Annotated in this window: 24 protein-coding genes; 7 read left to right on the forward strand and 17 right to left on the reverse strand. The window is 62.8% G+C overall.

Going from position 1 to position 24,397, the window contains the following annotated elements; translation table 11 throughout:
• Positions 1-13 precede the first annotated feature (13 nt).
• Positions 14-1,129 carry a branched-chain amino acid ABC transporter substrate-binding protein gene (locus tag HH302_RS09620; protein ID WP_172201684.1) on the reverse strand — a complete coding sequence of 372 codons (1,116 nt, stop codon included), beginning with the start codon at positions 1,127-1,129 and terminating at the stop codon, positions 14-16.
• Positions 1,130-1,613: 484 nt separating this feature from the next.
• Complete coding sequence (locus HH302_RS09625; RefSeq protein WP_172201686.1) at positions 1,614-2,912, reverse strand: D-amino acid dehydrogenase; 1,299 nt, start codon at positions 2,910-2,912, stop codon at positions 1,614-1,616.
• 132 nt (positions 2,913-3,044) lie between these two features.
• Between HH302_RS09625 and HH302_RS09630 the strand changes: the two genes are divergently transcribed.
• The gene (locus HH302_RS09630; protein WP_172201688.1) at positions 3,045-3,509 is read left to right on the forward strand and encodes an Lrp/AsnC ligand binding domain-containing protein; all 465 of its coding nucleotides are present in this window, start codon (positions 3,045-3,047) and stop codon (positions 3,507-3,509) included.
• A 6-nt stretch (positions 3,510-3,515) separates the two neighbouring features.
• Here the strand turns inward: HH302_RS09630 and HH302_RS09635 are convergent, their stop codons facing one another.
• From HH302_RS09635 to HH302_RS09680, 10 genes are all read right to left on the reverse strand, one after another.
• Positions 3,516-4,913 (reverse strand): MATE family efflux transporter, encoded by a 1,398-nt coding sequence (locus HH302_RS09635; RefSeq protein ID WP_172201690.1) that lies wholly within the window; start codon positions 4,911-4,913, stop codon positions 3,516-3,518.
• Positions 4,914-5,105: 192 nt separating this feature from the next.
• Complete coding sequence (locus tag HH302_RS09640; RefSeq protein WP_172201692.1) at positions 5,106-5,531, reverse strand: F0F1 ATP synthase subunit epsilon; 426 nt, start codon at positions 5,529-5,531, stop codon at positions 5,106-5,108.
• Positions 5,532-5,590: 59 nt separating this feature from the next.
• Positions 5,591-6,994, reverse strand: coding sequence for a F0F1 ATP synthase subunit beta (gene atpD / locus HH302_RS09645; protein ID WP_172201694.1), 1,404 nt, complete (start codon positions 6,992-6,994; stop codon positions 5,591-5,593).
• A 25-nt stretch (positions 6,995-7,019) separates the two neighbouring features.
• Entirely contained in the window at positions 7,020-7,889 is an 870-nt protein-coding gene (gene atpG, locus HH302_RS09650; RefSeq protein WP_172201696.1) for a F0F1 ATP synthase subunit gamma, read from the reverse strand.
• 15 nt (positions 7,890-7,904) lie between these two features.
• A complete protein-coding gene (atpA, locus tag HH302_RS09655) occupies positions 7,905-9,443 on the reverse strand; it encodes a F0F1 ATP synthase subunit alpha (RefSeq protein WP_172201697.1) in 1,539 nt (512 codons plus the stop codon).
• Positions 9,444-9,454: 11 nt separating this feature from the next.
• A complete protein-coding gene (locus HH302_RS09660) occupies positions 9,455-9,988 on the reverse strand; it encodes a F0F1 ATP synthase subunit delta (protein WP_172201698.1) in 534 nt (177 codons plus the stop codon).
• Between the two features lie 6 nt (positions 9,989-9,994).
• Positions 9,995-10,465 carry a F0F1 ATP synthase subunit B gene (locus tag HH302_RS09665; protein ID WP_172201699.1) on the reverse strand — a complete coding sequence of 157 codons (471 nt, stop codon included), beginning with the start codon at positions 10,463-10,465 and terminating at the stop codon, positions 9,995-9,997.
• Positions 10,466-10,502: 37 nt separating this feature from the next.
• Positions 10,503-10,748, reverse strand: coding sequence for a F0F1 ATP synthase subunit C (atpE, locus tag HH302_RS09670; protein ID WP_148579106.1), 246 nt, complete (start codon positions 10,746-10,748; stop codon positions 10,503-10,505).
• Positions 10,749-10,818: 70 nt separating this feature from the next.
• Complete coding sequence (gene atpB, locus HH302_RS09675) at positions 10,819-11,679, reverse strand: F0F1 ATP synthase subunit A (RefSeq protein ID WP_172201700.1); 861 nt, start codon at positions 11,677-11,679, stop codon at positions 10,819-10,821.
• Position 11,680: 1 nt separating this feature from the next.
• On the reverse strand, positions 11,681-12,022 hold the full coding sequence (locus tag HH302_RS09680) for an ATP synthase subunit I (RefSeq protein WP_172201701.1): 342 nt from the start codon (positions 12,020-12,022) through the stop codon (positions 11,681-11,683).
• Between the two features lie 236 nt (positions 12,023-12,258).
• Here HH302_RS09680 and HH302_RS09685 point away from each other — a divergent pair, with 236 nt between their 5' ends.
• The 5 genes from HH302_RS09685 (at position 12,259) to HH302_RS09705 (ending at position 16,381) form a co-directional block, all read left to right on the forward strand.
• Positions 12,259-14,139 carry an MFS transporter gene (locus tag HH302_RS09685; protein WP_253946081.1) on the forward strand — a complete coding sequence of 627 codons (1,881 nt, stop codon included), beginning with the start codon at positions 12,259-12,261 and terminating at the stop codon, positions 14,137-14,139.
• Between the two features lie 41 nt (positions 14,140-14,180).
• Positions 14,181-14,579, forward strand: coding sequence for an MAPEG family protein (locus HH302_RS09690; protein WP_172201702.1), 399 nt, complete (start codon positions 14,181-14,183; stop codon positions 14,577-14,579).
• Between the two features lie 326 nt (positions 14,580-14,905).
• Positions 14,906-15,292, forward strand: a complete 387-nt coding sequence (locus HH302_RS09695) for a VOC family protein (protein ID WP_172201703.1) — start codon at positions 14,906-14,908, stop codon at positions 15,290-15,292.
• Positions 15,293-15,309: 17 nt separating this feature from the next.
• The gene (locus HH302_RS09700; protein WP_172201705.1) at positions 15,310-15,699 is read left to right on the forward strand and encodes a VOC family protein; all 390 of its coding nucleotides are present in this window, start codon (positions 15,310-15,312) and stop codon (positions 15,697-15,699) included.
• Positions 15,700-15,706: 7 nt separating this feature from the next.
• On the forward strand, positions 15,707-16,381 hold the full coding sequence (locus tag HH302_RS09705; protein ID WP_172201707.1) for a YafY family protein: 675 nt from the start codon (positions 15,707-15,709) through the stop codon (positions 16,379-16,381).
• A 196-nt stretch (positions 16,382-16,577) separates the two neighbouring features.
• Here the strand turns inward: HH302_RS09705 and HH302_RS09710 are convergent, their stop codons facing one another.
• The 5 genes from HH302_RS09710 to HH302_RS09730 form a co-directional block, all read right to left on the reverse strand.
• A complete protein-coding gene (locus tag HH302_RS09710) occupies positions 16,578-16,973 on the reverse strand; it encodes a bacteriohemerythrin (RefSeq protein ID WP_172201709.1) in 396 nt (131 codons plus the stop codon).
• Positions 16,974-17,035: 62 nt separating this feature from the next.
• Positions 17,036-17,584, reverse strand: a complete 549-nt coding sequence (locus HH302_RS09715; RefSeq protein ID WP_172201711.1) for a chemotaxis protein CheW — start codon at positions 17,582-17,584, stop codon at positions 17,036-17,038.
• A gap of 24 nt (positions 17,585-17,608) precedes the next feature.
• A complete protein-coding gene (locus HH302_RS09720) occupies positions 17,609-20,167 on the reverse strand; it encodes a methyl-accepting chemotaxis protein (protein WP_172201713.1) in 2,559 nt (852 codons plus the stop codon).
• Positions 20,168-20,203: 36 nt separating this feature from the next.
• Positions 20,204-22,537, reverse strand: a complete 2,334-nt coding sequence (locus HH302_RS09725; RefSeq protein ID WP_172201715.1) for a chemotaxis protein CheA — start codon at positions 22,535-22,537, stop codon at positions 20,204-20,206.
• Positions 22,538-22,554: 17 nt separating this feature from the next.
• Positions 22,555-22,854, reverse strand: coding sequence for a lipid asymmetry maintenance protein MlaB (locus tag HH302_RS09730; protein ID WP_172201717.1), 300 nt, complete (start codon positions 22,852-22,854; stop codon positions 22,555-22,557).
• Positions 22,855-23,213: 359 nt separating this feature from the next.
• Between HH302_RS09730 and HH302_RS09735 the strand changes: the two genes are divergently transcribed.
• Entirely contained in the window at positions 23,214-24,377 is a 1,164-nt protein-coding gene (locus tag HH302_RS09735; protein WP_172201719.1) for a triacylglycerol lipase, read from the forward strand.
• The last annotated feature ends 20 nt before the right edge of the window (positions 24,378-24,397 follow it).

A 24,397-nucleotide genomic window follows, 5' to 3' on the forward strand; every position in this document is an offset into this window, starting at 1 on the left:
GCACTTCGGCACATCAGTTCTTCAGCGCCTTCCAGGCACCGTTTTCAAACTGATAGACGGTGACAGCACCGTTCTTGATGTCGCCCTTGTCGTCAAACGCGATCGTGCCGGTAACGCTCTTGAAGTTGCTGGCCTTCAGCGCCGGCAGGTACTTCGCCGGATCGGAAGAGTTTGCCTTCTTCATTGCCTCGATGATCGCGGCAGCAGCGTCGTACGCATACGGCGCGTAGATCTGAACATCGGCGCCGAACTTCTTCTTGAAACGCTCCTTGAAGTCCTTGCCGCCCGGCATCTGCTCGAGCGGCAGGCCAGCCTGGGTGCAATAGTCGTTCGGGCCGATCGCATCGCCCGCCAGCTTGATGATCTCGCCGGTGCAACCGCCGTCGCCGGTGATCCACTTTGCGGTGATGCCCAGTTGCTTCAACTGCTTGAGCATCGGGCCGCCTTGCGCGTCCATGCCCGAGTAGACGATCACATCCGGGTTAGTGGCCTTGATCTTGGTGAGAATCGCCATGAAATCGGTGGCCTGGTTGTTCGTGAACTCACGTGCAACCACGGTGCCGCCGCCAGCCTTCACACCCTTGTCCACCTCGTCCGCGAGGCCCTGACCATAGGCCGTACGGTCATCGATGATGGCGACCTTCTTGCCCAGCTTTTGCGCCGAGTATTTGCCGATCACAGCGCCTTGCTGCACGTCGTTCGCGATGGTACGGAAGACGCCCTTGTAACCCTGTTGGGTCAGCTTCGGGTTGGTCGCCGACGGCGTGATGACCGGGATGCCAGCCTGATCATAGATACGCGAAGCCGGGATCGTGGTGCCCGAGTTCAGGTGGCCGACAACGCCCTTCACGCCGGCATCGACCAGGCGCTGCGCAACCGTGGTGCCCGTCTTCGGGTCGGCCGCATCGTCTTCACCGATGAGTTCGAACTTGACTGCCTTACCGCCGATCTTGATGCCCTTGGCGTTGTATTCCTCAACGGCCAGTTTGGCGCCGTTCTCATTGTCCTTGCCGAGGTGCGCGATGTTGCCGGTCAGCGGACCGACGTGGCCGATCTTGATGACTTCCTGGGCCTGGGCGGCGGAAATTCCGAGCCCCAATACGGCGAGGGCAATAACGGTCTTCTTCATGAGCTGTTCCTCCTGTTGAGAAAACGAACTGGTGCAAGGCTGATCGAAATGCGCACGCGCCGTCCGGCAAGCCGGTGCGGCCGCGTCGCGTTGAATAACGATACGAGCGGGGGTCAACGACGATCCACCCAAGCGGGCACCCGGATCGCCCAACGGCCGCGCCATGTTACCCAATGCGGCAAGGCGTCGGGCATTATGCCCCAGCGCGGGGCACCGAAAAGCGCGGAATGTACGTATCCGGACATCTGCACAGGCAGTGTCGCAAGGGGCGTGCCAGGCAAGGCGGGGCAGCAGGGAAAAGTGAAGCCGGTTTGAGCTGACCCGGGTTGCAGCGCAGCGCGACCGCCGAGTTCCGGGCCGTACACCGCGTGGCGATACCCGCCTGCCGGCGATCCGGCAGCCCAAATGAAAACGCCCCACGTGGGTGGGGCGTCCTGTCAGGTCTGCGATGCGCCGCGTTGGTGCAGGCGCCGGGCGTGTGAGTTCAGGCCGTTACGGTGCCCGGCGTGACAGCGGCAACGTCACGCTGCGAGGCGTAGCGTGCAAGTGAGAGGTCGTCGGCGCGAATCGCCGGACACCGCCCGAGCACCAGGTCCGCCATCAGCTGGCCGGAGCCAGTCGCCATCGTCCAGCCGAGGGTGCCGTGCCCAGTGTTGAGGTAGAGGTTCTGAATCGGTGTGGCCCCAACAATCGGCGTGCCGTCTGGCGTCATCGGGCGCAAGCCGGTCCAGAACTCCGCGCGAGGTAGATCGCCGCCGCCCGGGAAGAGGTCATGGGTGACCATCTCCAACGTGGCGCGGCGCTTCGGATTGAGGCCCAGGTCGAAGCCCGCCAGCTCCGCCATCCCGCCAACGCGGATGCGGTCGTCGAAACGGGTGATCGCGATCTTGTAGGTCTCATCGAGCACGGTCGAAACCGGTGCGCGCTCGGCGTCGATCAAAGGCACCGTGAGCGAATAGCCCTTCACCGGATAGACCGGAATGCTCACACCGATCGATTTCAACAGGCCTCGCGAGTAGCTGCCTGCGGCGAGCACGACACGATCTGCCGTGAGGCGTTCGCCCCCCACGCGCACCGCGCTGATGCGCCCGGCTTCCACGTCGAAACCATCGATCGTGGCAGCCATTTGGAAGCGGACGCCCAGCCCCGCCGCCAGTGCAGCGAGGCGCGCAGTAAAGAGTTGGCAATCGCCGGTCTCGTCGTTAGGCAGGCGGAGCCCGCCGACCAGACGATCCGATACGCGGGCCAGTGCGGGTTCCGCGGTCGCCAGACCAGCGCGATCGAGCAGCTCATGCTCAACGCCCAGCTCGCGCAGCACCTGCACGTCGCGCTGCGCCGCGTCCACCTGGGCTTCCGAGCGGAATAGCTGAAGGGTGCCGCGGCTACGCTCCTCGTAGGTGATGCCCGTTTCGCTGCGCAGCTCGCGCAAGCAGTCGCGCGAATACTCCGCCAGTCGCAGCATTCGCGCCTTGTTTTCGCTGTAGCTGCGGATGTTGCAGTTGGCCAGCATCTGCAACATCCAGCGCAGCTGGAACAGACTGCCATCCGGGCGGATTGCCAGCGGCGCATGCTTCTGGAAGAGCCACTTCATGGCCTTGAGCGGAATCCCGGGCGCCGCCCAGGGCGTCGAGTAGCCTGGCGACACCTGACCCGCATTGGCAAAGCTTGTTTCAAGGGCCACGCCAGCTTGCCGATCGATCACCGTAACCTCGGCGCCACCCCGAGCGAGGTAGTAGGCGGTGCTGACACCGATCACGCCACCACCAAGAACCAAGACTTTCATCGCCAATTCCTCAGCCAGACTTTGATGTTGCTAGTCTATTGACGCCAAGGCAGTGCTATTCACTAACATTGAGGTGCATTAAAGTGATCTTTACGCCCAATCTTCGGGCATGCGCGACATGAACAGGGAAATATGCGCCAACTCGATAAGATCGACCGGAAGATCCTCGATGTGCTGCAGCAGGACGGCCGCGTCACGATGACGGAACTCGCTGAACGTGTCGGGCTGTCGACCACCCCCGTCGCCGAACGGGTGAAGCGGATGGAGCGCGAGAAGGTCATTACCGGGTACCACGCGAGGGTCGATCCGCGCGCGCTCGGACTCAACCTTCTCGTGTTCGTAGAGATCCGGCTCGCCTCGAAATCCGGCGAGCTGTTCGACGAGGTCAAGCGCGCATTGGCCTGGCTGCCCGAGGTGATGGAATGCCACCTCGTATCGGGCGACTACGACTACTTGATCAAGGCGCGCATTACCGAGATGGCGGACTACCGGCGCCTGCTGGGTCACGTTCTGAACCGCCTGCCCGCGGCCGCCGAGTCGCGCAGCTATGTGGTCATGGAAGAGGTCAAAGAGACCCTCTTCCTGCCAACCGATTGAAGCACGTCAGGTTGCCTGAACCGGCTCCGGGTAGCACGGCTGCTGCGCCTGAATGCGGCGGCGTGTCGCGCGAGCATGGGGCACCCATGCCAGCAGTCGCCAGCGGATGAACATCGCAATGCCGCGCACCCACTCATCTGCCGCCATTGCGAGCCAGACGCCAAGCAGGCCCCAACCGGCATGCACACCCAGCAGCCACGCTACGCCCACCGCCACGCCGAACATCGAGAAGACGCCGAAGCCCACCGGGAAACGCGCGTCGCCGGTGGCGCGCAGTGCATTGATCACGACCAGATTGAATGTCCGCCCCGGCTCCAGCAACACCACCACCCACAGCAACTGACTCCCTGCGGTAATGATTCGCGGATCGTCAGTAAAGAACGTAAATATCGCTTTCCCCGACAGCGCAGCGAGCAACGCCAGCGTTGTGGACGCGGCAAAGCCCCATAGCAAGGCTTTGCGCACCACACGGTTCGCGTCGTGCAGATGGCCGGCGCCAATCTGATGCCCGACCACGATCTCGGTGCCAAAGCCGATCGCCAGGCCAGTCAGCAGGATGAAATAGCTGACTTGTAGCAGGTAGGTATGAGTCGCCAGTTCGCCCGACCCCATGGCAGCAACGAAGGCCAGCACCCAGGTAAACGCGATGCGATAGGCGACGTTCTCGCCGGCGCCCGGCAGACCGATATGCGCCATTTCTCCAAGTTCGGCCCGCCGCACGATGAGCCAGTCCGTTCTGTTGGGCGTAACGGCCAGGCGCTGCCGCCACAGCCAGATGTGCATCGCAAGCGATGCCACCCGTGCAAGCAGGAAGCCAAGTCCAATCCCGACCAAACCCAGGCGCGGCGCCGGCCCCCAGCCGAACATCAACGGTAGGCCCGCGAGCAGCGAGAGGGCGTACATCGCCAGCATCAAACGCAGCGTATCGCGGGTGAAGGTGTAGGCCCGCAGCACTGAGGACATGGTCGCGATGATTGCATCGACCGCGAGTACCACACCGAGGATCACGAGGTAGGGCTGGGCTTCTGGCCGCAACGCCGGCGGCAGCTTCATCAGACTCAGCAGCGGGCCGGCGCCAAAGCCGACGATCGCGGCCGATAGCAGGCCAAGCCACACCGCGGCCGCCAGGCTCGCACGCGCGATGCGTTCCGCCCCCTTGCGATCACCCGCGCCCAGATACTGCGTAATCACCACACTCGCACCAACGCCGATCAGCCGAAACAGGATGATGAAGAACGCCATGATCTGGTTCGACAGACCGAATGCGGCAGCGGTGTCGTCAGAGATCCGCGCGGTCAGCCACACGAACAGGAGGCCAACCGAGGCATGAAGCAGGTGTTCGGAGAAGATCGGCCAGGTGATGGCAAAGAGCCGGGGGCGTGGGGGCGCAGGATGTCGTGTCATTCGCAGCAGGTCCGTTGTTCATGCCGCGTTCGAGCTGTGCGCTTCTGTTTGGTTACGCGGCGAACTAAGTATGCCTGTCGCGGCGCGCGCCGACCGGGTGGATTTTCGGGGGTTGATCGTCACCGGGTGTAAGCGGAAATGAACAAGGGCAGCTTTCGCTGCCCTTGTTGGGATTTTGCGTTTGTCCGCGAATCAGTGACCGCGCTTCTTCATCCGCTCGATCATCGCCAGCTGCGCAGCGGCTTCGGCCAGTTCGGCCTGGGCACGTGCGTAGTCGAGCTTCGACTCCTGGTTCGACAGCGCCTCTTCGGCCTGACGCTTGGCTTCCATCGCCTTGGCTTCGTCCAGATCGCGACCACGGATTGCCGTGTCCGCAAGCACCGTCACCAAACCCGGCTGCACCTCAAGGACGCCGCCAGCGACGAAGATCAGCTCGTCGTGCTCCTGGTTCGGCAGCTTCAGACGCACCGCGCCAGGACGGATCCGGGTCAGCAGCGGTGTATGGCCAGGCAGGATGCCCAGCTCGCCCGCTTCACCCGGCAGCGCGACAGCTTCAGCCAGACCCGAAAAGATCTGCTCTTCGGTGCTGACCACGTCGACATGAACCGTCATTGCCATTTGCTTTTCTCCGCTCTAGGTCGCGCGCCCCGCTTACACGGAGCGCGCAAACCTGCGCCTTACTGCAGCGTCTTGGCCTTCTCGAAAGCCTCTTCGATGCCACCGACCATGTAGAAGGCCTGTTCCGGCAGCGCATCGCACTCGCCAGAGGTGATCATCTTGAAGCCCTTGATGGTGTCCTTCAGCGTTACGTACTTGCCGGGCGAACCGGTAAACACTTCAGCAACGTGGAAGGGCTGCGACAGGAAGCGCTGGATCTTACGGGCGCGGGCGACAAGCAGCTTGTCTTCCGGTGCCAGTTCGTCCATACCGAGAATCGCGATGATGTCGCGCAGTTCCTTGTACTTCTGCAAGGTGGCCTGCACAGCGCGCGCGGTCTGGTAGTGCTCTTCGCCAACAACCAGCGGATCCAGCTGACGCGAGGTCGAGTCGAGCGGATCGACCGCCGGGTAGATACCCAGCGCAGCGATGTCACGCGACAGCACGACGGTCGAGTCGAGGTGGAGGAAGGTCGTCGCCGGCGACGGGTCGGTCAAGTCATCCGCAGGCACATACACGGCCTGAATCGACGTGATCGAACCCACCTTGGTCGAGGTGATGCGTTCCTGCAGGCGGCCCATTTCTTCCGCCAGGGTCGGCTGATAGCCCACCGCAGACGGCATACGGCCCAGCAGCGCGGACACTTCGGTACCGGCCAGCGTGAAGCGATAGATGTTGTCGATGAACAGCAGGATGTCGCGGCCTTCGTCGCGGAACTTCTCTGCCATCGTCAGGCCGGTCAGCGCGACGCGCAGACGGTTGCCCGGCGGCTCGTTCATCTGGCCGAACACCATCGCGACCTTGTCGAGAACGTTCGACTCTTTCATCTCGTGATAGAAGTCATTGCCCTCACGGGTACGCTCACCAACACCGGCAAACACCGAGAGACCCGAGTGCTGCTTCGCGATGTTGTTGATCAGCTCCATCATGTTCACGGTCTTGCCGACGCCGGCGCCACCGAACAGGCCAACCTTACCGCCCTTGGCAAACGGGCAGATCAGGTCGATAACCTTGATGCCTGTTTCGAGCAGCTCAACCGACGGCGACAGCTCGTCGAACTTCGGCGCGGCCTGGTGAATCACGCGCTTCTCGTCACCAGCGATCGGGCCGGCTTCGTCGATCGGACGGCCCAGCACGTCCATGATGCGGCCGAGCGTGCCATGACCCACCGGCACCGAAATGCCGGCGCCGGTCGCGTTGATCTTCATGCCACGACGCAGGCCATCGGACGAACCCATGGCAATCGTGCGCACCACGCCGTCGCCCAGCTGCTGCTGAACTTCCAGGGTCAGGCCAGATTCGACCAGACCGTTATCTTCGGCGGCATCCAGTTGGAGCGCTTCGAAGACCTTCGGCATCGAATCACGCGGGAACTGAACGTCCACCACCGCACCGATGCACTGAACAATGGTTCCTTGACTCATCGTCTTTCCCCAATCATTAAAACCGTTACACCGCCGCGGCGCCGCCGACGATCTCGGAGATCTCGCGGGTGATCGCTGCCTGACGGGTCTTGTTGTAGACCAGCTGGAGTTGCTTGATCACGTTGCCCGCGTTATCGGACGCAGCCTTCATCGCCACCATGCGTGCGCTCTGCTCGGACGCCATGTTCTCGGCCACGGTCTGATAGACCGCCGCCTCGACCAGACGGAGCATCACCTCGTCGATCACCGCCTGCGCATCCGGCTCGTAGATGTAGTCCCACGAGCTGTCCGGAGTACCCATGCTCTCGCCGGTGAGCGGGAGCAGCTGAACAATCCGCGGCTCCTGCTTCATCGTGTTCACGAACTGGTTGAAGGCGATGTAGACCGCCTCAACCTGCCCGCCGAGGTAGGCATCGATCATGACCTTGACCGGCCCGATCAGACGCTCAAGGTGCGGGGTGTCACCCAGCTGCGTGACGTGCGAGATGACCTTCGCACCCATGCGCTGCATGAAACCCAAGCCCTTGTTGCCGATACAGGTCACGCGGATATCGTTCGCACCAGCCTCTTCCCATTCCTTCAGGCGGTTGACCGCCATCCGGAACAGGTTGGTGTTGAGACCGCCACAGAGCCCCTTGTCGGTGGAGATGAGCACCAGCCCCACCTTCTTGGGATTCTCGACCTTGGCGAGGAACGGATGCCGGTAGTCGGTGACGTTCGCAAGCGCGAGGTTGGCGGCAAGCCGGCGAATCTTCTGGGTATAGGGGCGGCCCGAACGCATGCGCTCCTGAGCGCGACGCATCTTGGATACCGACACCATCTCCATGGCCTTGGTGATCTTGCGCGTGTTCTGCACGCTCTTGATCTTGTTACGGATTTCCTTTCCGCCCGCCATGTCGCTCTCCGCCTCTTACTGCCAAGTCTTCTTGAAGGCGTCGAGCGCGGCAGCCAGAGCCTTTTCGCCGTCGGCGTCGAGGTCCTTGGTCTGTTCGATCTTGGCGTGGAGATCTGCAGCCTGGCTACGCACATGCTGTTGCATGGCGGACTCGCAGGCCAGCGCACGGTTGACCGCGACGTCGTCGAAGTAACCCTTGTTCACTGCGAAGAGCGTGACGGCCATGTCGGCAACCGACAGCGGGGCATACTGCGCCTGCTTCATCAGTTCGGTCACCAGACGACCACGCTCGAGCTGCTTACGGGTGGCTTCGTCGAGGTCCGACGCGAACTGAGCAAAGGCTGCGAGCTCACGGTACTGCGCCAGTGCGAGACGCACACCGCCGCCGAGTTTCTTGATGACCTTGGTCTGCGCTGCACCACCGACGCGGGAAACCGAAATACCTGCGTTGATTGCGGGACGGATGCCGGCGTTGAACAGATCGGTCTCAAGGAAGATCTGGCCGTCGGTAATCGAGATCACGTTGGTCGGAACGAAGGCAGAAACGTCACCAGCCTGCGTTTCGATAACCGGCAGAGCGGTCAGCGAACCGGTCTTGCCCTTGACGGCACCGTTCGTGAACTTCTCGACGTACTCCTCGTTCACACGAGCGGCACGCTCAAGCAGACGCGAGTGCAGATAGAACACGTCGCCCGGGTAAGCTTCACGGCCCGGCGGACGGCGCAGCAGCAGCGAGATCTGACGATAGGCCCAAGCTTGCTTGGTCAGATCGTCATACACCACCAGCGCATCCATGCCGCGATCGCGGAAGTATTCGCCCATCGTCGAGCCGGCGTACGGCGCGATGAACTGCATGGCTGCCGATTCGGAGGCCGATGCGGCGACGACGATGGTGTATTCCATCGCGCCGTTCTCGGTCAGCTTGCGCACCACGTTGGCGATGGTCGAGGCCTTCTGGCCCACCGCCACGTAGATGCAGATCATGTTCTGACCCTTCTGGTTGATGATCGCGTCGACCGCGACGGCAGTCTTGCCCGTCTGACGGTCGCCGATGATCAGCTCGCGCTGACCACGGCCGATCGGCACCATGGAGTCGACCGACTTCAGGCCGGTCTGAACAGGCTGCGACACCGAACGGCGCCAGATCACGCCCGGCGCGACCTTTTCGATCTTGTCGGTTTCTTTCGCGTTGATCGGGCCTTTGCCGTCGATCGGCTGACCCAGCGAGTTCACGACGCGGCCGATCAGCTCAGGGCCAACCGGAACGTCGAGAATCTTGCCGGTGCACTTGACGGTGTCACCTTCAGAAATGTGTTCGTACTCGCCCAGCACCACGGCGCCGACGGAGTCGCGCTCAAGGTTCATCGCGAGGCCGAAGGTGTTGCCCGGGAATTCGAGCATTTCACCCTGCATGACGTCTGCCAGACCGTGCACACGGCAGATGCCGTCGGTCACGGAAACCACGGTGCCTTCGTTGCGCGCCGTCGCCCCCAGTTGCAGGTTCTGAATGCGACTCTTGATGAGATCGCTGATTTCAGACGGGTTGAGGTTCATACCTAGAGCTCCTAATTCTGTAGCGCGGCGGCCATCGCGGCCAGCTTGCCGCGGACCGAGGCATCGATCACTTCGTCGCCGACGGCGATCTTCACTCCGCCGATCAGTTCAGGGTCGATCTGCACGGTAGCCTTGACCTTTGCCTTGAAGCGGTTTTCAAGGTCGGCAACCAGGCGCGCAAGCGTTGCGGCATCAATCGGGAAAGCGGAACTCACCAAGGCATCCTTGATGCCTTCGTGCGCATCTTTCTGCGCGACGAAAAGCGAAAGGATCTCCGGAAGAACAATCAGGCGCTCGTTTTCAGCAAGCACATTGACGAAGTTCTTCTGGTCGGCGGTGAGGTCGCCTGCGACCTCGACGAATACGCGTGCGGCTTCAGCAGCCGTGACGCGCGGATCGCCGAGGTTTTCCCGGATACGCGGTTCGCCTGCGACCGCCGCCAGGCGCGCTAGCGCCTGAGCCCACGCTTCGAGAGCGTTGGCTTCACGTGCCAGCTTGAACGCCGCTTCGGCGTAAGGGCGCGCGACGGTGACGTTTTCGGCCATGGCGTCTTACAGTTCCTGTTTCAGGTTGGCCAGCAGGTCGGCGTGGACTTGGGCGTTGATTTCCTTGCGCAGGATCCGCTCTGCACCGGCCACGGCGAGCTGGGCGACTTGCTCGCGCAACCCTTCCTTGGCTTTCTGCATGGCGGCGCCAGCTTCCTTCTCGGCGGCCTCGCGGGCGGCAGCGACAATACGTGTCGCTTCGCTACGGGCTTCATCGATCAGAGCGGCAGCCTGCTTCTCGGCTCCGGCACGGACATCGGTTGCGGACTCGCGCGCCTTGCGCAGTTCGTCGACAACCTTTTTCTCGGCCAGAGCGAGATCGGTCTTGGCCTTGTCCGCAGCGGCGAGCCCGTCGGCGATTTTCTTCGCACGCTCGTCGAGTGCCTTCGCGATCGGCGGCCACACGAATTTCATCGTGACCAGCGCCAGCACGAAGAACACAACGAGCTGGGCAAACAGCGTTGCGTTCAGATTCACGGCATCACTCCCGAATCAGTGGAAGGAATGAACCGGATCAGAGCTTGAACGGGTTGGCGAAGGCAAACATCATCGCGATACCGACACCGATCAGGAACGCAGCGTCGATCAGACCGGCCAGCAGGAACATCTTGGTCTGCAGGGCGTTCATCAGCTCGGGCTGACGGGCGGACGCTTCGAGGTACTTCGAGCCCATGATGCCGATACCGATACAGGCACCGATAGCACCGAGACCGATGATCAGACCAGCGGCCAGAGCAACGAAACCAAGAACGTGTTCCATGACGACTCCTCTATTTCAGAAAAAGTGGGGTTGAATCAAAAAACTTACTGCTTTCGGTGCAACGCTAGTGTCAGTGGCTTTCGTGAGCCTGACCGACGTAAACAAGCGTCAGCATCATGAAAATGAAGGCCTGCAGTGCAACGATCAGAATGTGGAAGATCGCCCAGGCGGAGCCCGCCAGCACATGGCCCGCAAACAGCAGCGGACCCGCGACACCCGACGTACCCCAGGCGGCACCCATCAGCGCGATGAGCATGAACAGCAGCTCGCCTGCGTACATGTTGCCGAACAGTCGCATACCGTGCGAAATCGTCTTCGCGGCGAACTCGATCATCTGCATCAGGAAGTTGATCGGGTACAGGAACCACTTGTCGCCGAACGGCGCTGCGAACAGTTCATGGACCCAGCCGCCAAGACCTTTGATCTTGATGTTGTAGTAAAGGCAGACGAGCAGCACGCCGGCCGACATCCCGAGCGTCGCGTTCAGGTCGGCGGTGGGGACAACGCGCAGGTAGGCGTGCTCGTTGCCGCTGATCTTCTGCCAGATCATCGGCAGCAGGTCGAGCGGCAGGAAGTCCATCGAGTTCATCAGGAACACCCAGACGAACACGGTCAGCGCAAGCGGTGCGACGAACTTGCGCGATTCAGCGCTGTGGATGATGCCCTTGGCCTGGTCGTTAACCATCTCGACCAGAATTTCGACGGCGGCCTGGAAACGCCCCGGAACGCCGGAGGTCGCCTTGGACGCCGCGCGCCACAACAGGAAAACAGTCAGCAGACCCAGGCCGACCGAGAAGATCAGCGTGTCGACGTTGAGAACGCTCCAGTCGACGATGTTCTGCTGTGCGTGGCCGGTGGTGTTGTTATGGGTAAGGTGGTGAACGATGTACTCGCCCGCGGTAGGCGCGCTTGCTTCGTGTCCGGTGGCCATGTCAGGTTTTAACCAAAAAAGCGAAAACGTTAGCTTGAAGCGTCACGACCAAACCGATGACCACCGCGCCCCAATGGACGTCGGGATAAATCAGGCGGGCCGCAGCCAGTAATCCGATACTCAAGGCAATCTTGATCAGTTCGCCCAAAAAAAAGGCCAGCGCATAAGAAGCGCCAGGGCGCTTCGAAGCAGCATGGAGCCTGATGGCGAACAGCCAAGCAGGGAGGACACAGGCGACGCCCCCCAACGCCGCCGAGAGCGCGCCGCGAGTACCGAAGGCCACCATTCCTAAAACGGTGCCAATCAGTGCGGCCATAAGCTGCAGGACGATAACTTTATACATTCCCTGCACTGCCGCGAACATCTGCGCGCCTCGAAAAACCACGCAATGTTAGGTATTTAGCTGATTGAAGTCAAACTTAGTACTTGCCCTAGGCGGGCGATCTGGTGCATTGCACAACGCACCGCATTGGTGCATCAGTCACCTCGCGGATGACGTGACGTAAGGATCGAATTCCCAACCGGACACTGCATAATTGGCGCGCCGGGAAGCCCCCCGGCGCCCGCCCCCAAGAGAACATGACAATCGAACATAACCCGATGATGCTGCTGAAGACGCGGCGCTTCTTGCCGCTCTTCACGACCCAGTTCCTGGGCGCATTCAACGACAACGTGCTCAAGCAGGCACTGCTGCTGCTGATCACCTTCCAGGGTGGCGAGGTGATGGGGCTCTCGCCGGCCTTGATGGTCCAGGTGGCATCGGGCCTCTTCGTACTGCCGATGTTCCTGTTTTCGGCCTCCGCCGGCCAGATCGCCGACGCATTCGACAAGGCAACGCTGATCCGCTGGGTGAAGCTGGCCGAGATCGGCATTGCGCTGATAGCCGCGGCGGGATTCTTCTTCAAACTCGTGCCGCTGCTGCTGACTGCGCTGTTCCTGATGGGGCTGCACTCCACGGTATTCGGTCCGCTGAAGTACTCGATCCTGCCGCAGCATCTCCACAACGACGAAGTGGTCGGCGGAAACGCATGGGTGGAAAGCGGCACCTTTGTCGCCATTCTGCTCGGCTCGATCATCGGCGGCCTCCTGATCGCAGTACCTGGAACCGGCCCGATGTGGGCGGGCTGCGCATGTGTCGTGCTGGCCGCCAGCGGCTGGCTGGCAAGCCTGTCGATCCCGGCGGCGCCGCCGCTGGGTCAGGTCAAACTCAACTGGAATCCGTTCAGCGAGATCGCGCAGAACATGCGTATCGCGGCGCGCAACCGCACCGTGCTGATGGGCATGATGGGCATTTCGTGGTTCTGGTTTTACGGTGCGATGCTGCTCTCGCAATTCGGGCCGTTCGTGAAGGATACGATCGGCGGCAGCGAACATCTTTCAACCTTTCTGCTGTCGACCTTCATTGTCGGTATCGCGCTCGGCTCGCTGCTTGCGGAGCGCGCGTCGGGCGGCAAGGTTGAATTGGGGCTGGTGCCGCTCGCATCGCTCGGTATGACCGTGTTCGGCGTAGACCTTTATTTCGCAAGCCCCGCAACGCCGCATCAAGGCATTGATGTTGCGGGCTTCGTGGCAATGCCGGGATCGTGGCGCCTGATGGCAGACCTCGCGCTGATCGGCGTGTTCGGCGGGCTTTATACGATTCCGCTCTACGCATTGATCCAGACGCGTTGCGAGCCTGCCTACCGCTCGCGCATCGTCGCGGCGAACAACATCCTGAATGCCGGTTTCATGGTGGCCTCGGCCGGTTATGCGTTCTTCGCGCTGAACCAGGGTGCGAGCATCCCGCAGATGTTCCTGTATGCGGCACTGATGAACATCGCGGTGGCTGCGTTCATCTACAGCCTGGTGCCGGAGTTCATGCAGCGGCTGCTGGTGTGGCTGCTGGTGCATACGTTCTACCGGGTGAGCGCAAAGGGCTACGAGAACATCCCGGCGGAGGGGCCCGCCGTGGTGGTGTGCAACCATGTCAGCTTCGTCGATCCGCTGATCCTGATGGCGGAGAGCCGTCGCCCGATCCGCTTCGTGATGGACCACCGCATCTTCAAGATGCCGATCATCAACTTCGTCTTCAAGGAAGGGCGGGCGATTCCGATTGCGCCGGCGAAGGAAGACGCCGCCATGCTCGAAGCCGCCTACGACGAAGTCGCCAAGACGCTGGAAGCCGGCGAAATCGTCGGCATCTTTCCGGAAGGCCGGATCACCGACAGTGGCGACCTGTCGCCCTTCAAGGCAGGTGTTACCCGGATTGTCGAGCGCACGCCGGTCCCCGTCGTACCCATGGCGCTCTCCGGGCTCTGGGGCAGCTTCTTCTCACGCAAGGACGGCCCCGCCATGACTAAGCCGTTCAGGCGTGGATTGTTCAGCCGGATCGAGCTGAGTATCGGCAAGCCGCTGTCGCCGGCCGAGGCAACGCCCGACGCTTTGCGTGCCGCGGTTGCACAGCTGCGCCAGCGCCCCTGAACACCAGGACTCCATTCCCTCTACCCGCAGGCCGAACCCTCATGCATGACTACCCACTCACCGCCGGCACCACTCTTCTGATCGTGTTGCTGATGTTCGGCACCGCGTGGAATGTAGGGCGTGCACGCGAGAAGTACGGCGTGAAAGCCCCGGCCACCACAGGCAACGAGTACTTCGAGCGCGCTTACCGGATCCAGCTCAACACGATGGAATGGGCGATGGTGTTCTTGCCCACCCTGTGGCTGTTCGCTGCCTATGTGAACGATCGTTACGCGATGCTCGCCGGGCTGATCGGCCTCGCCGGCCGTGTGCTTTACGCCGTCAGCTACCAGCGCGACCCTGCCACACGCGGTACCGGCTTCATGATCGGAATGATCGCTTTCGGCATCATCGGCCTGTGGGCAGGCTTCGCCGTGCTGCGTACCCTGGTTGGTTTCTGAACGCGGCAGGCGCGTCACACTGCAAATCCTCGCCGAAGCGCATCCGTGTCGGCGACTACGGCTGGCGATCGCGATAGCCCAGGGGCCGCACACCAACGCCGGCGCGCGGCCTCGGCCACGTAGCGCAGTCCGAGCGCCCGCTCGACACCGCCACGCCACGCAACCGATCGATCAAGTTACGGCGCCACATGCCTGGCTTGCTCGTTGGTATGCAGAGCTGATCGGCGGAATCGCTTTGTGGCGAGCCTCCGTCACCCTCCTGACACCACGCTGTCAGGAGCCCCCCTGCATCCTGTCTGCACCTCAACCGCAACAGGAGCAACATCATGGACAAAGCACTCCGCCAACAGCAGCGCGTCGTCTGGTTCGAACTGCCGGTACTCGACCTCGATCGCGCCTGCGCTTTCTACGAGCAGCTTTTCGGTGCGCCGCTGCAGCGCGAGCAGATGGGGCCGGAGGTCACGATCGCGGTGTTCCCGTATGACGGAACCGGCGTGTCCGGCTGCTTGCAACGCGCGCCCGGCGTGGTGCCCGCGCGTACCGGAACGAAGGTCTATCTGAACGCTGATTGCGGGCTGGATGCCTTGCTCGCGCGAGTGGAGGCTGCCGGCGGTAAAGTGGCACTCCCGCCAGTCATGCTGCCGGGCGACATGGGCCGCTTCGCGCATATGATCGACACCGAGGGCAACCTCGTCGGCCTGCACGAAGCCTGATGCGAAAGGACCCTGCCATGAAGTTCGGTTACACCATCGTCTATGTCGCTGACGTGCGCGCGGCGCTCGATTTCTACCAGCGCGCCTTCGGCTTTGCGACGGCCTTCGTCACCGACGACGCGCAGTTCGGTCAACTCGACACCGGAGCGACGGCGCTGGCGTTCGCACGACACGACGTCGCGGCCGCCTCATTGGGCGGCGAGTATCGGCCGCTGAATGCCGACGCCATGCCTGCCGGTATCGAGGTGGGCTTCACGACCCACGACGTACCGGCCGCGTTCGAGAAGGCAGTCAACGCCGGGGCAACCGCCCTTACGGCACCGTCCGTTAAACCGTGGGGGCAGACGGTGGCCTACCTGCGAGCGCCGGAAGGCACGCTGATCGAGTTGTGCACCCCGATGGGCTGAACCCCAGATGCGCCGCGCCGACCGACTCTTCCAGATCACCCAGATCCTGCGCGGCCGCCGGCTTACCACGGCCGCGCAGTTGGCGGAGCGGCTCGCGGTGTCGGAGCGCACGATCTATCGCGACATCGCCGATCTATCCACCTCCGGCGTGCCGGTGGAAGGCGAGGCTGGCGTCGGCTATCGCTTACGGCCCGGCTTCGATCTGCCACCGCTGATGTTCAGCGCGGACGAGTTGGCGGCACTCGCCCTTGGCGCCCGCGTGGTCGGTGCCAAGGGCGGCAGCGAGCTCGCGCTGCATGCCGCCAGCGCATTGGAAAAGATCAGCGCGGCGGTCGGTCCGGCGCTGCGCGCCCGCTTGGAAACCACCGCACTCCTGGTGCCTGACTTTGGCGTCACGCCTGGAACACAACATATCGAAGCACTGCGCCGTGCGGTTGATCAGCGCCTGCGCATCGCCTTCGACTATGTCGACGAGAAGGGTGCGCGCAGCACCCGCTTCGTCTGGCCGCTCGGACTGTTCTTCTGGGGGCAGGTATGGACGCTCGGTGCGTGGTGCGAACTGCGCAACGACTTCCGCAGCTTCCGGCTCGATCGCTTGCTGCAACTCGCGCTCGCCGGCGACCAGTTCCCCGATATGGAAGGCCGGCGCCTGGCGGATCTGCTACGCCACTGTCACGCCTGAACGCGCGGCAGCCAAAGGCCGAAGCCGCAAGCAGCCTTCCAGCGATGACGCGCTGACGGTGCCCCGAGCCAAACAGACGCCTTCTATGCGACGGGCGATGCCGGACGAAGCGCATGTCCACTCAGCGTCAGGGGCCGGGGATCACGCGCGCCGGGCATCGATTATCGGCTTGGCGCCAGCCCCCCGATCGGCACGCTCAGTCCGCGCCCGGGTGGTCCTTCAAGTAGCCGGCAAGCCGCGTGTCTTCCTTGACGATGTGGACCTGTAGCCAGTTCTCCATGAAGTCCGCAACGCTCTCCGTTGTCCAGCGATCGTTGTGGATGTCGGCACTGATTTCGGACAGGCGCGCGAGCTGTTGCTCGTGCATGGCGTAGTGCGCCGCGTAGCCGGGATAGCCGACCTCCCGCATCACCGATTCTTCGTGCCGGAAGTGGGCGCGAACGTAGCGGAAGAGCTCCATTGCACAGCCGACCAGATCCTGCTTCTCGGTCGCTTCGACGAGCTTGTTTGCTAGCGTGAAGAGATATTCGTGCTGAGCGTCGATCTTCGTCTCGCCTACACGATAGGCGTCGTTCCATTCAAATCGTGTCATGTCGTATCCCGACCTGCAGAAAGCGCTCCGAGAAAGGCGTCCATCGCAAGCAACCACCGCGCTCAAACACCGGCGTCCGCCGACTGGCCGAGTGCCGCCACCACCGCGACCTCCTTCACCGACAGCACGCGGTTGACGTCCAACAGTACGACGAACTTCCCGGCGATCTTTCCCATGCCCTTGATGAAATCACTGCGAACCCGCGCGCCGAACTCGGGAGGCGGTTCGATCTCGGTCGGCGGAATTTCGATCACTTCATTCACTGCGTCGACGACGATCCCCATTTCCTGAACGCCGTTCTCCGTGGTGACGTCGACAATGACGATGCAGGTGCGGCGCGTGTTCTTCTGAGGCTCGCGACCGAATCGCACCGCCAGGTCGAACACCGGCACCACTGCGCCACGCAGATTGATGACACCGCGAACAAACGGAGGCGTCATGGGCACTTCAGTCAGCGCGCCGTATTCGATGATCTCGCGGATCGAAAGGATGCCGATTGCGAAGGTCTCGTTGCCGAGCTGGAACGTCAGGTATTGCAGATCGCTCGGCTCGACAGCCGGCCCAGCGCCGTCCGGCGCGCGACCCTTGACGGGCGGCTTGGCCAGTTCCATTCCTGTGCTCACCATCGCCGCCCCCTAGAACCGCGAAAAGCCGGTGTCGCTCATCGCCGCACTACCGTTGCCGCGCTTCGCGCCGATCGGGGCAGATGGTGACCGCGCACTCCGCGATTTCGCAGCCCCCTGGCGTGCGCCATCCTCGCGCGCGCCAATCGAGAAGAAGGACATCAGCTGCTGAAGCTCATTCGCCTGCGTGCTCATTTCGCCCGCGGTTGCGGCCAGCTCTTCGGACGCTGCCGCGTTCTGCTGGGTGATCGTATTGAGCTGATCCATCGCCGAATTGATCTGCTCAACGCCGACGCTCTGCTCGCGAGACGAGGCCGTGATTTCCTGCACCAGATCGGCAGTCTTGCGCGTCGCAGGGACGATCTCGTCGAGCAGCTTGCCGGCCCGCTCTGCCAAGCCCACGCTGTTGCCGGCCAGTTGCCCGATCTCCTGCGCCGCCACCTGACTGCGTTCCGCCAGCTTGCGCACCTCGGCCGCGACCACGGCGAACCCTTTTCCGTGTTCGCCGGCGCGGGCGGCTTCGATGGCAGCGTTGAGTGCGAGCAGATTGGTCTGGTACGCAATGTCGTCGATGATGCCGATCTTCTTGGCGATCTGCTTCATCGCAGCAACCGTCTCGGTTACGGCCTGCCCACCTTCAGCCGCCTTCTTGCTGCCGTCACCGGTCATCGTGTCGGCAACCTTTGCGCTCTCGGTGTTCTGCTTGATCGAGGCCGACATCTCTTCAACCGACGCTGAGGTCTGCTCGACACTCGCAGCCTGTTCGGACGACGCTTGCGACAGTGCCTGCGCAGTCTCGGTGACCTGCTCGGTGGCCGACACCAGCGCCTCGGAGGTGTTGTTGACCGCCGCAATGGTTTCGGAAAGCCGCGTCACGGTGGCATTCACCGCATCGCTGAGTTCCTTGATCTGGCCGCGATATTCCGTGGTGATGCTCATCGTCAGGTCACCCGTCGACACCGCCGCCATGACTTGCTTGACCTCGTTGACCGGGCCGACCACACCATCCATCGTCGAATTCAGGCCTTCGATGATTTCGCGATAGCCGCCCTGATGCTGACTGGCGTCAGCACGCACATCGAGCCGGCCTTCCGCGGCCGCGTTGGACACCGTGACCGCATCCTTGATCAGCGCGTTGATGTTGTTCTTCATCATCATCAGCCACTGGTGGATCTGGTCGCGCTCTGAGGCCTTGCCCATCGTGGCGCTCATGTCGCCGTTGGCGATCTTCGTTACATAGGCCACCAGTTCGGTCAGCCATGCATGCACCGCATTGACGGCGTCCTTCATGCGCTGGTGGTCGCCGTAGCAGGTAATCGTCACCGACTCGGACAGATCACCCCCAGCGATGCGCCGCAGTACCCGGTTGCCCTCGGCAACCGGATTGACGATGTTCGATACGGTTTCGTTGACGCCCTTCACCAGCTGATTCCAGCCACCTACGAACAGATCGGCATTGGCACGTTTGTCGAGTTCGCCCGCTGCGGCCGCCTTGATGATGATGTCCGTCTGCGCCAGCAGGTCGTTCATCATCTTCACTGCTGCGTTGAGGTTGGTCTTGATGACGTCGAATTCACCGTTGTAGTGGTCGGTGATGGTGGGCGGGATGACGCCCTTCGAGATCTTGTCGACATAGTCGGCCGTTACATTGAGTGGACCGATCACCGCGTCGAGCGTGTCGTTCACGCCTTGAACGATGGCCCGATACTCGCCCTTGTACTGCGAGGCATCGGCGCGGGTCGACAACTGCCCCGCGACCGCGGCTTGCGACAGCCGGCCTGCCTCGGCGCTCATGTTCTTCAGGGCCGCGACGGCTTTGTCCAGCGCCACAAGCAGCATGGCCACTTCGTCCTTGCCGGATGCATCGATCTTCACGTTCAGATCGCCTTCCGCAATCTTGCTGGCCGCATCCAGTGCAGCGGAAACCGGGCGGGTGATGCTGCGGGTGATGAAGAAGCCGAACACGCTCGCAAGCAGCGCCGCCGCAACCGCCAGGCCAATCACGATACGGTTGGATTCGGCGGCGGTCTGCTCGGCCTGCTTGCCTGCGTCTTCCATCAGCTTGGTCTGGAAGTCGTTCAGCTTGTGCAGCGTATCGAGGTAGGTCGCCTGAGCCTTGCGGACATCACCCAACATGTAGGCAATCGCCTCGTCGCGCTTTCCGGCCTTCACCAGATCGACGAATGCGCCTTGCGTCACCAGGTACTCCTTGCGCGCATCGACGACGTTTGCCAGCAGGCGCTTGCCCTCTTCCGACTGGATCAGCTGTTCGAGCTTGCCAAGCGCATCGCTGATGGTCTTGCGTGCCTCTTCGAGCCGGTCGAGTTCCTTGGTCGCTGCGGCCGGTGGCAAGAGCAGCGCGTTGCGCATCGCACGCGCGATGACGTTGACCGCATCCATCACGTCATTGACGAGCACGGTCTTCTTGAACTTGTCGTTGGCCATGTTGCTGACTTCGGCGCTCAGCACGTTGATTCGGCTGACCGAAAGCACGGAGACCACGATCAGAAGAACGAGGACAGAAACAAACCCGAACCCGAGCCGGGCTCCGATTTTCAGGTTGTTAAGCATGCTTTGCTCCTTCGGTCATTCAGCGGGCTGACTTGTTCATTCGGACGCCGCAGCGGCGGCAGTGATTTGCAACTTTCGGTTCGGTTCATGGCGGGCGAGTCGTCTGACCAAGCCCGGCACATCGAGAATCATCGCGACGTTGCCGTCACCGAGGATCGTGAAACCACTGATGCCGTCGAGGCCGCCGAACACGGCGCCAAGCGGACGGATCACGGTCTGGAATTCACCCATCAGGCGGCCTACAACCAGGCCCGCCCTGTGGCCGGCGTACTGCACGACCACCACGTTCTCGCGCTTCACCGGATGCAGCAGGAAGGCCAGTTCCGGGTCGCTCGCCAGCGCGGCGGCGCCTTCGCGCGTCAGCAGCGCAGTGCCTAACGAAACCGGGCCGCCGGAAGCCTCCAGCTCGTCGGCATCGTCGGCCTCAAGCGTCTCGGCTTCGCTGTCCTTGACATTGAATAGCTGTCTGAGGCGGATGAAAGGCAGCACCTCTCCGCGCAGGTTGAGGTAGTCGCTTCCGTGCGCGGCCTGTGATTCGTCGGCGGTCAGCTCGACACACTCGACGACCATGTCGAGCGGCACCACATAGGTGGAGCGACCGACCCCGACCAGGAAGCCATCGATGATCGCCAGCGTCAGCGGCAGGCGGATCCGCGTCGTGGTGCCCTGGCCTTCGCTGCTTTCGATCTCGACCGCGCCACGCAAGGCGTTGATGTTCTTGCGTACGACATCCATGCCGACACCGCGCCCGGACAGGTTGCTGACCTGATCGGCGGTCGAGAAGCCGGGCTCGAAGATCAGGCTGTAGATGTCCTGATCCGACAGGTGCTGGTCGCTCTTGACCAGGCCGCGTTCGCGCGCCTTGGCAAGTATCCGCTCCCGATTCAGGCCGCCACCGTCGTCCGACACTTCGATCACGATGCTGCCGGAATCGTGGTAGGCGTTGAGCCGCAGCGTGCCGTAGGCCGGCTTTCCGCGCGCAATGCGAAGCTCGGCGTGCTCGATGCCGTGGTCCATCGAGTTGCGTACCAGATGCGTGAGCGGATCGCCGATCTTTTCCACCACGGTCTTGTCGAGTTCTGTTTCGGCACCGCTGATCTCCAGCCTGATGTCTTTGCCGAGATCCGCGCTCACATCGCGCACGACGCGATTGAAACGATTGAAGGTGGCACCGATCTGCACCATGCGCAGGGTGAGCGCCGAGTCGCGCACCTCTTCGACCAGACGCGATAGCCGTGCGGCCGCTTCGAGCAGATTCGGCAGCCCGTGTTGCTGTGCCAGCAGGCTGGCGCCGGCGCTCGCAATGATCAACTCGCCGATCAGGTTGATGTGCTCGTCGAGTTTGTCGGCGTTCACCCGGATCAGGCCGGCCTCGCCGCCGGAGCGTTCCTTGGCCTGCTTCTGCTTGTCGAGCGCCGCCTCCACCACCTTCGGCTGGACGACCTTCTGGTCCACCAGCACCTCGCCGATTCGTGGCGCCTGGGCAGTATCGTTCCCCGCCTGCCGATTGAGGGCGGCGGCCAGCTCCGATTCGGTCAGGGTTCCACACTTCACAAGGATCTCGCCGAGCTTGAGATCCTCGTCCGGCATCTCTTCGATCAGCCGCAGGTAATCGGCAACCTTGCTATGCGGAGGCAGGATCGAAATCTGCGCCTCGTCGCGTACGAACTCGAACGCCGATTCGATCTTCGCCTTGTCGGCATCCGTCCTGAAACGGATCTCGTAGCCGAGATAGCTGGCCTCCGGATCGAGCGCCGATAGCGGCGGTACGAGATCGGCCAGCGTGATGATGTGTGCGATTTCGCCGAAGCTCGTGAGGTAGCGGATCATCGCCAGCGGGTCGAGACCGCTTTGCAGCACCGTGGCATTGAAGCGCAGCGAGAGGTGCCAGTGATCCGTCCCGACGCCGCCTTCCTGCGGCGTTTCGGCGGTCCGCACCGCAGGCGACGGTGCGGCGGCTTGGATCGTTGCCGGCAGCGACGTTCCAACATAGGCCCGCAGTCGCTCGGTGAGCAGCTCCGCAGTGTGCCGGGTGTTTTCGTCCGGTTCGCCGCCCTGCGCCACCAGGTTGATCAGCGACCCGATGTGATCGCGAACAGCCAGGAAGGTGGCAACCAGCGGCGAGTCGATCTTCAACTCGCCATTGCGCACCCGGACCAACACGCTTTCTGCGATGTGCGTGAACGCGACGATGTGGTCGAGGCCGAACAGCCCGGCGGAGCCCTTGATGGTATGCGCCGCGCGAAAGATCGCATTGATGGTTTCGGCGTCGTCCGGCGCCTGCTCCACCCGGAGCAAGGCCTCTTCCATCTCCTCCAGCAGTTCCCGCGCTTCGATGATGAAGATTTGGAGAGCGTCATCCAGATTCATGTCAGGCATCCCGCTCGTTACTGCGCCGCCGTTACTGCCACGGCGTCGAATTGATCAGAGAGGTTGCACAGGTGAAGCACATCGAGCACCGCACCGCTATGGCCAACGAAGTGCAGCGGAACCTCACGCGCCGTCGCTTCGCGCCGGGCCGCGATCATCAACTGCAGCCCCGCACTGTCGAGTTCGTTGACGCGCGAGAGGTCGACTTCAACCTGGCGTCCCGAATTCAACGCCTCAAGCAACTGTTCGCGGGTCAGACCGGCGTTGACGATGGTCATTTCGCCCTCGATGACAACGGCGGTCGTCTTCTGAGTCATGTTTCCCTGCCTCGAAGCGCGGAACGAGTCCGCTTGCCCAAGCGATCGATCGGGAGGCCTTGAACCACTGTGCGCCCGAGGAATCGGTGCTGGTGTGTACATGTTGGACAGGAACGAAGCGCTCGTCGCATCCACATGCCACGTGCATCCAACGGCGGCGTTTCCGAAACATGAAGGGTGCCTTTTGGCCAAGTTCGTTGGCATTTGCGCTGGCTCAAAAGCGGATTGGCACCCACGCGCCGGAGAACGGGCTGATGACTAACAGTTTCTAGGGCTAGCGCCTTTTTGCCCGACTTGAGCGGTCGGGGCAGGCATTGCAGGCGCACAATCAGGCTTCGCCGATGCGTCAGGGGTACGCCATGAGCAAGCACGACAAACCCAAGCCCAAGCCGAGCTATGCGCCCGCGCTGCAACGCGGCTTGCATGAGGTCAGCCATCAGGTCGAAGCCATGCACCGCGCGATTGCCGGGAAAACCTTCGGCGCCCTCAAACAGGTTCCGGTGGTGGCGCAACCCGCCGCGTTGATCGAAAGCATCCACGATGCGGTGAGCGCGGGGGTTCACGCCGCGGTGCGGCTGGGCAACCGCGGCTTCTTCAGCCTCGCCGGCGAGGCGGAGCGCGCGCTCGCCAGCGACGCGCCGCCCGGGCCGCGCGAGAGCGGGCTACGCGCCGCGATCAACGGCGTCTTCGGCGACCATCTCGCTGCACACGGCGAAGCGCTGGCGACGCCAATGCAACTATTCGAACGTGGCCGACACAGCGCTGCGGTGCTCGATCACCTGCATATCCCGCAGCGTCGGGTCTGCATCTTCCTGCACGGGCTCGCGTGCGACGAGCATTGCTGGGTGCCGGATGCCGACAGTGGCGAGCCGGATTACGGCACACGGGTCCATGCGGATTTCGGCTATACCGTGCTCTACCTGCGCTACAACAGCGGCCTGCCGATTGCAGACAACGCCAACGCCTTCGCCGAACTGCTCCAGACGCTGTGCGCGGCGCAGCCCAGCCTGCAAGAGATCCTACTGATCGGCCACAGCATGGGCGGCCTGATTGCGCGTTGCGCGCTGTGGCAGGGCGCCGGCAGCCCGTGGCTGGCGCGTACCCGCATGCTGATCTGCCTGGGCTCGCCACAACTCGGCTCGCCGCTCGAACGGCTGGGCATGGTCACCAACCGCTTGCTGGATAGCTTCGACGTGACCGCACCGATCGGCGCCATCGCGCGCCGCCGCAGTGCCGGCATCCGCGACCTGCACGACGGCATCGGCGCCGATGCGGGCCAGGACCCGCCCGAGGTCGAGCTGCGCTTCCTTGGCGCAACGATTGCCGAGGACAGCGACAGCGCGCTCGGCAAGCTGGTTGGCGACGGACTCGTGACCCCGGACAGCGCGCTGGCCGAGCGGCCTCGCGCAAACATCGCCCGCGCTCAGCTCGGTGGCCTCGGCCACATGGCGATGCTGCATGAGGCCCGCGTCTGGCAACAAGTCCGCACATGGATCGCCGAAGGCTTCGTGCCGACAGCGTAAAATCCCGCTTCCGCCCGCAT

The sequence above is a fragment of the Niveibacterium sp. COAC-50 genome (genome assembly GCF_013184235.1).
Lineage (GTDB): Bacteria > Pseudomonadota > Gammaproteobacteria > Burkholderiales > Rhodocyclaceae > Niveibacterium > Niveibacterium microcysteis.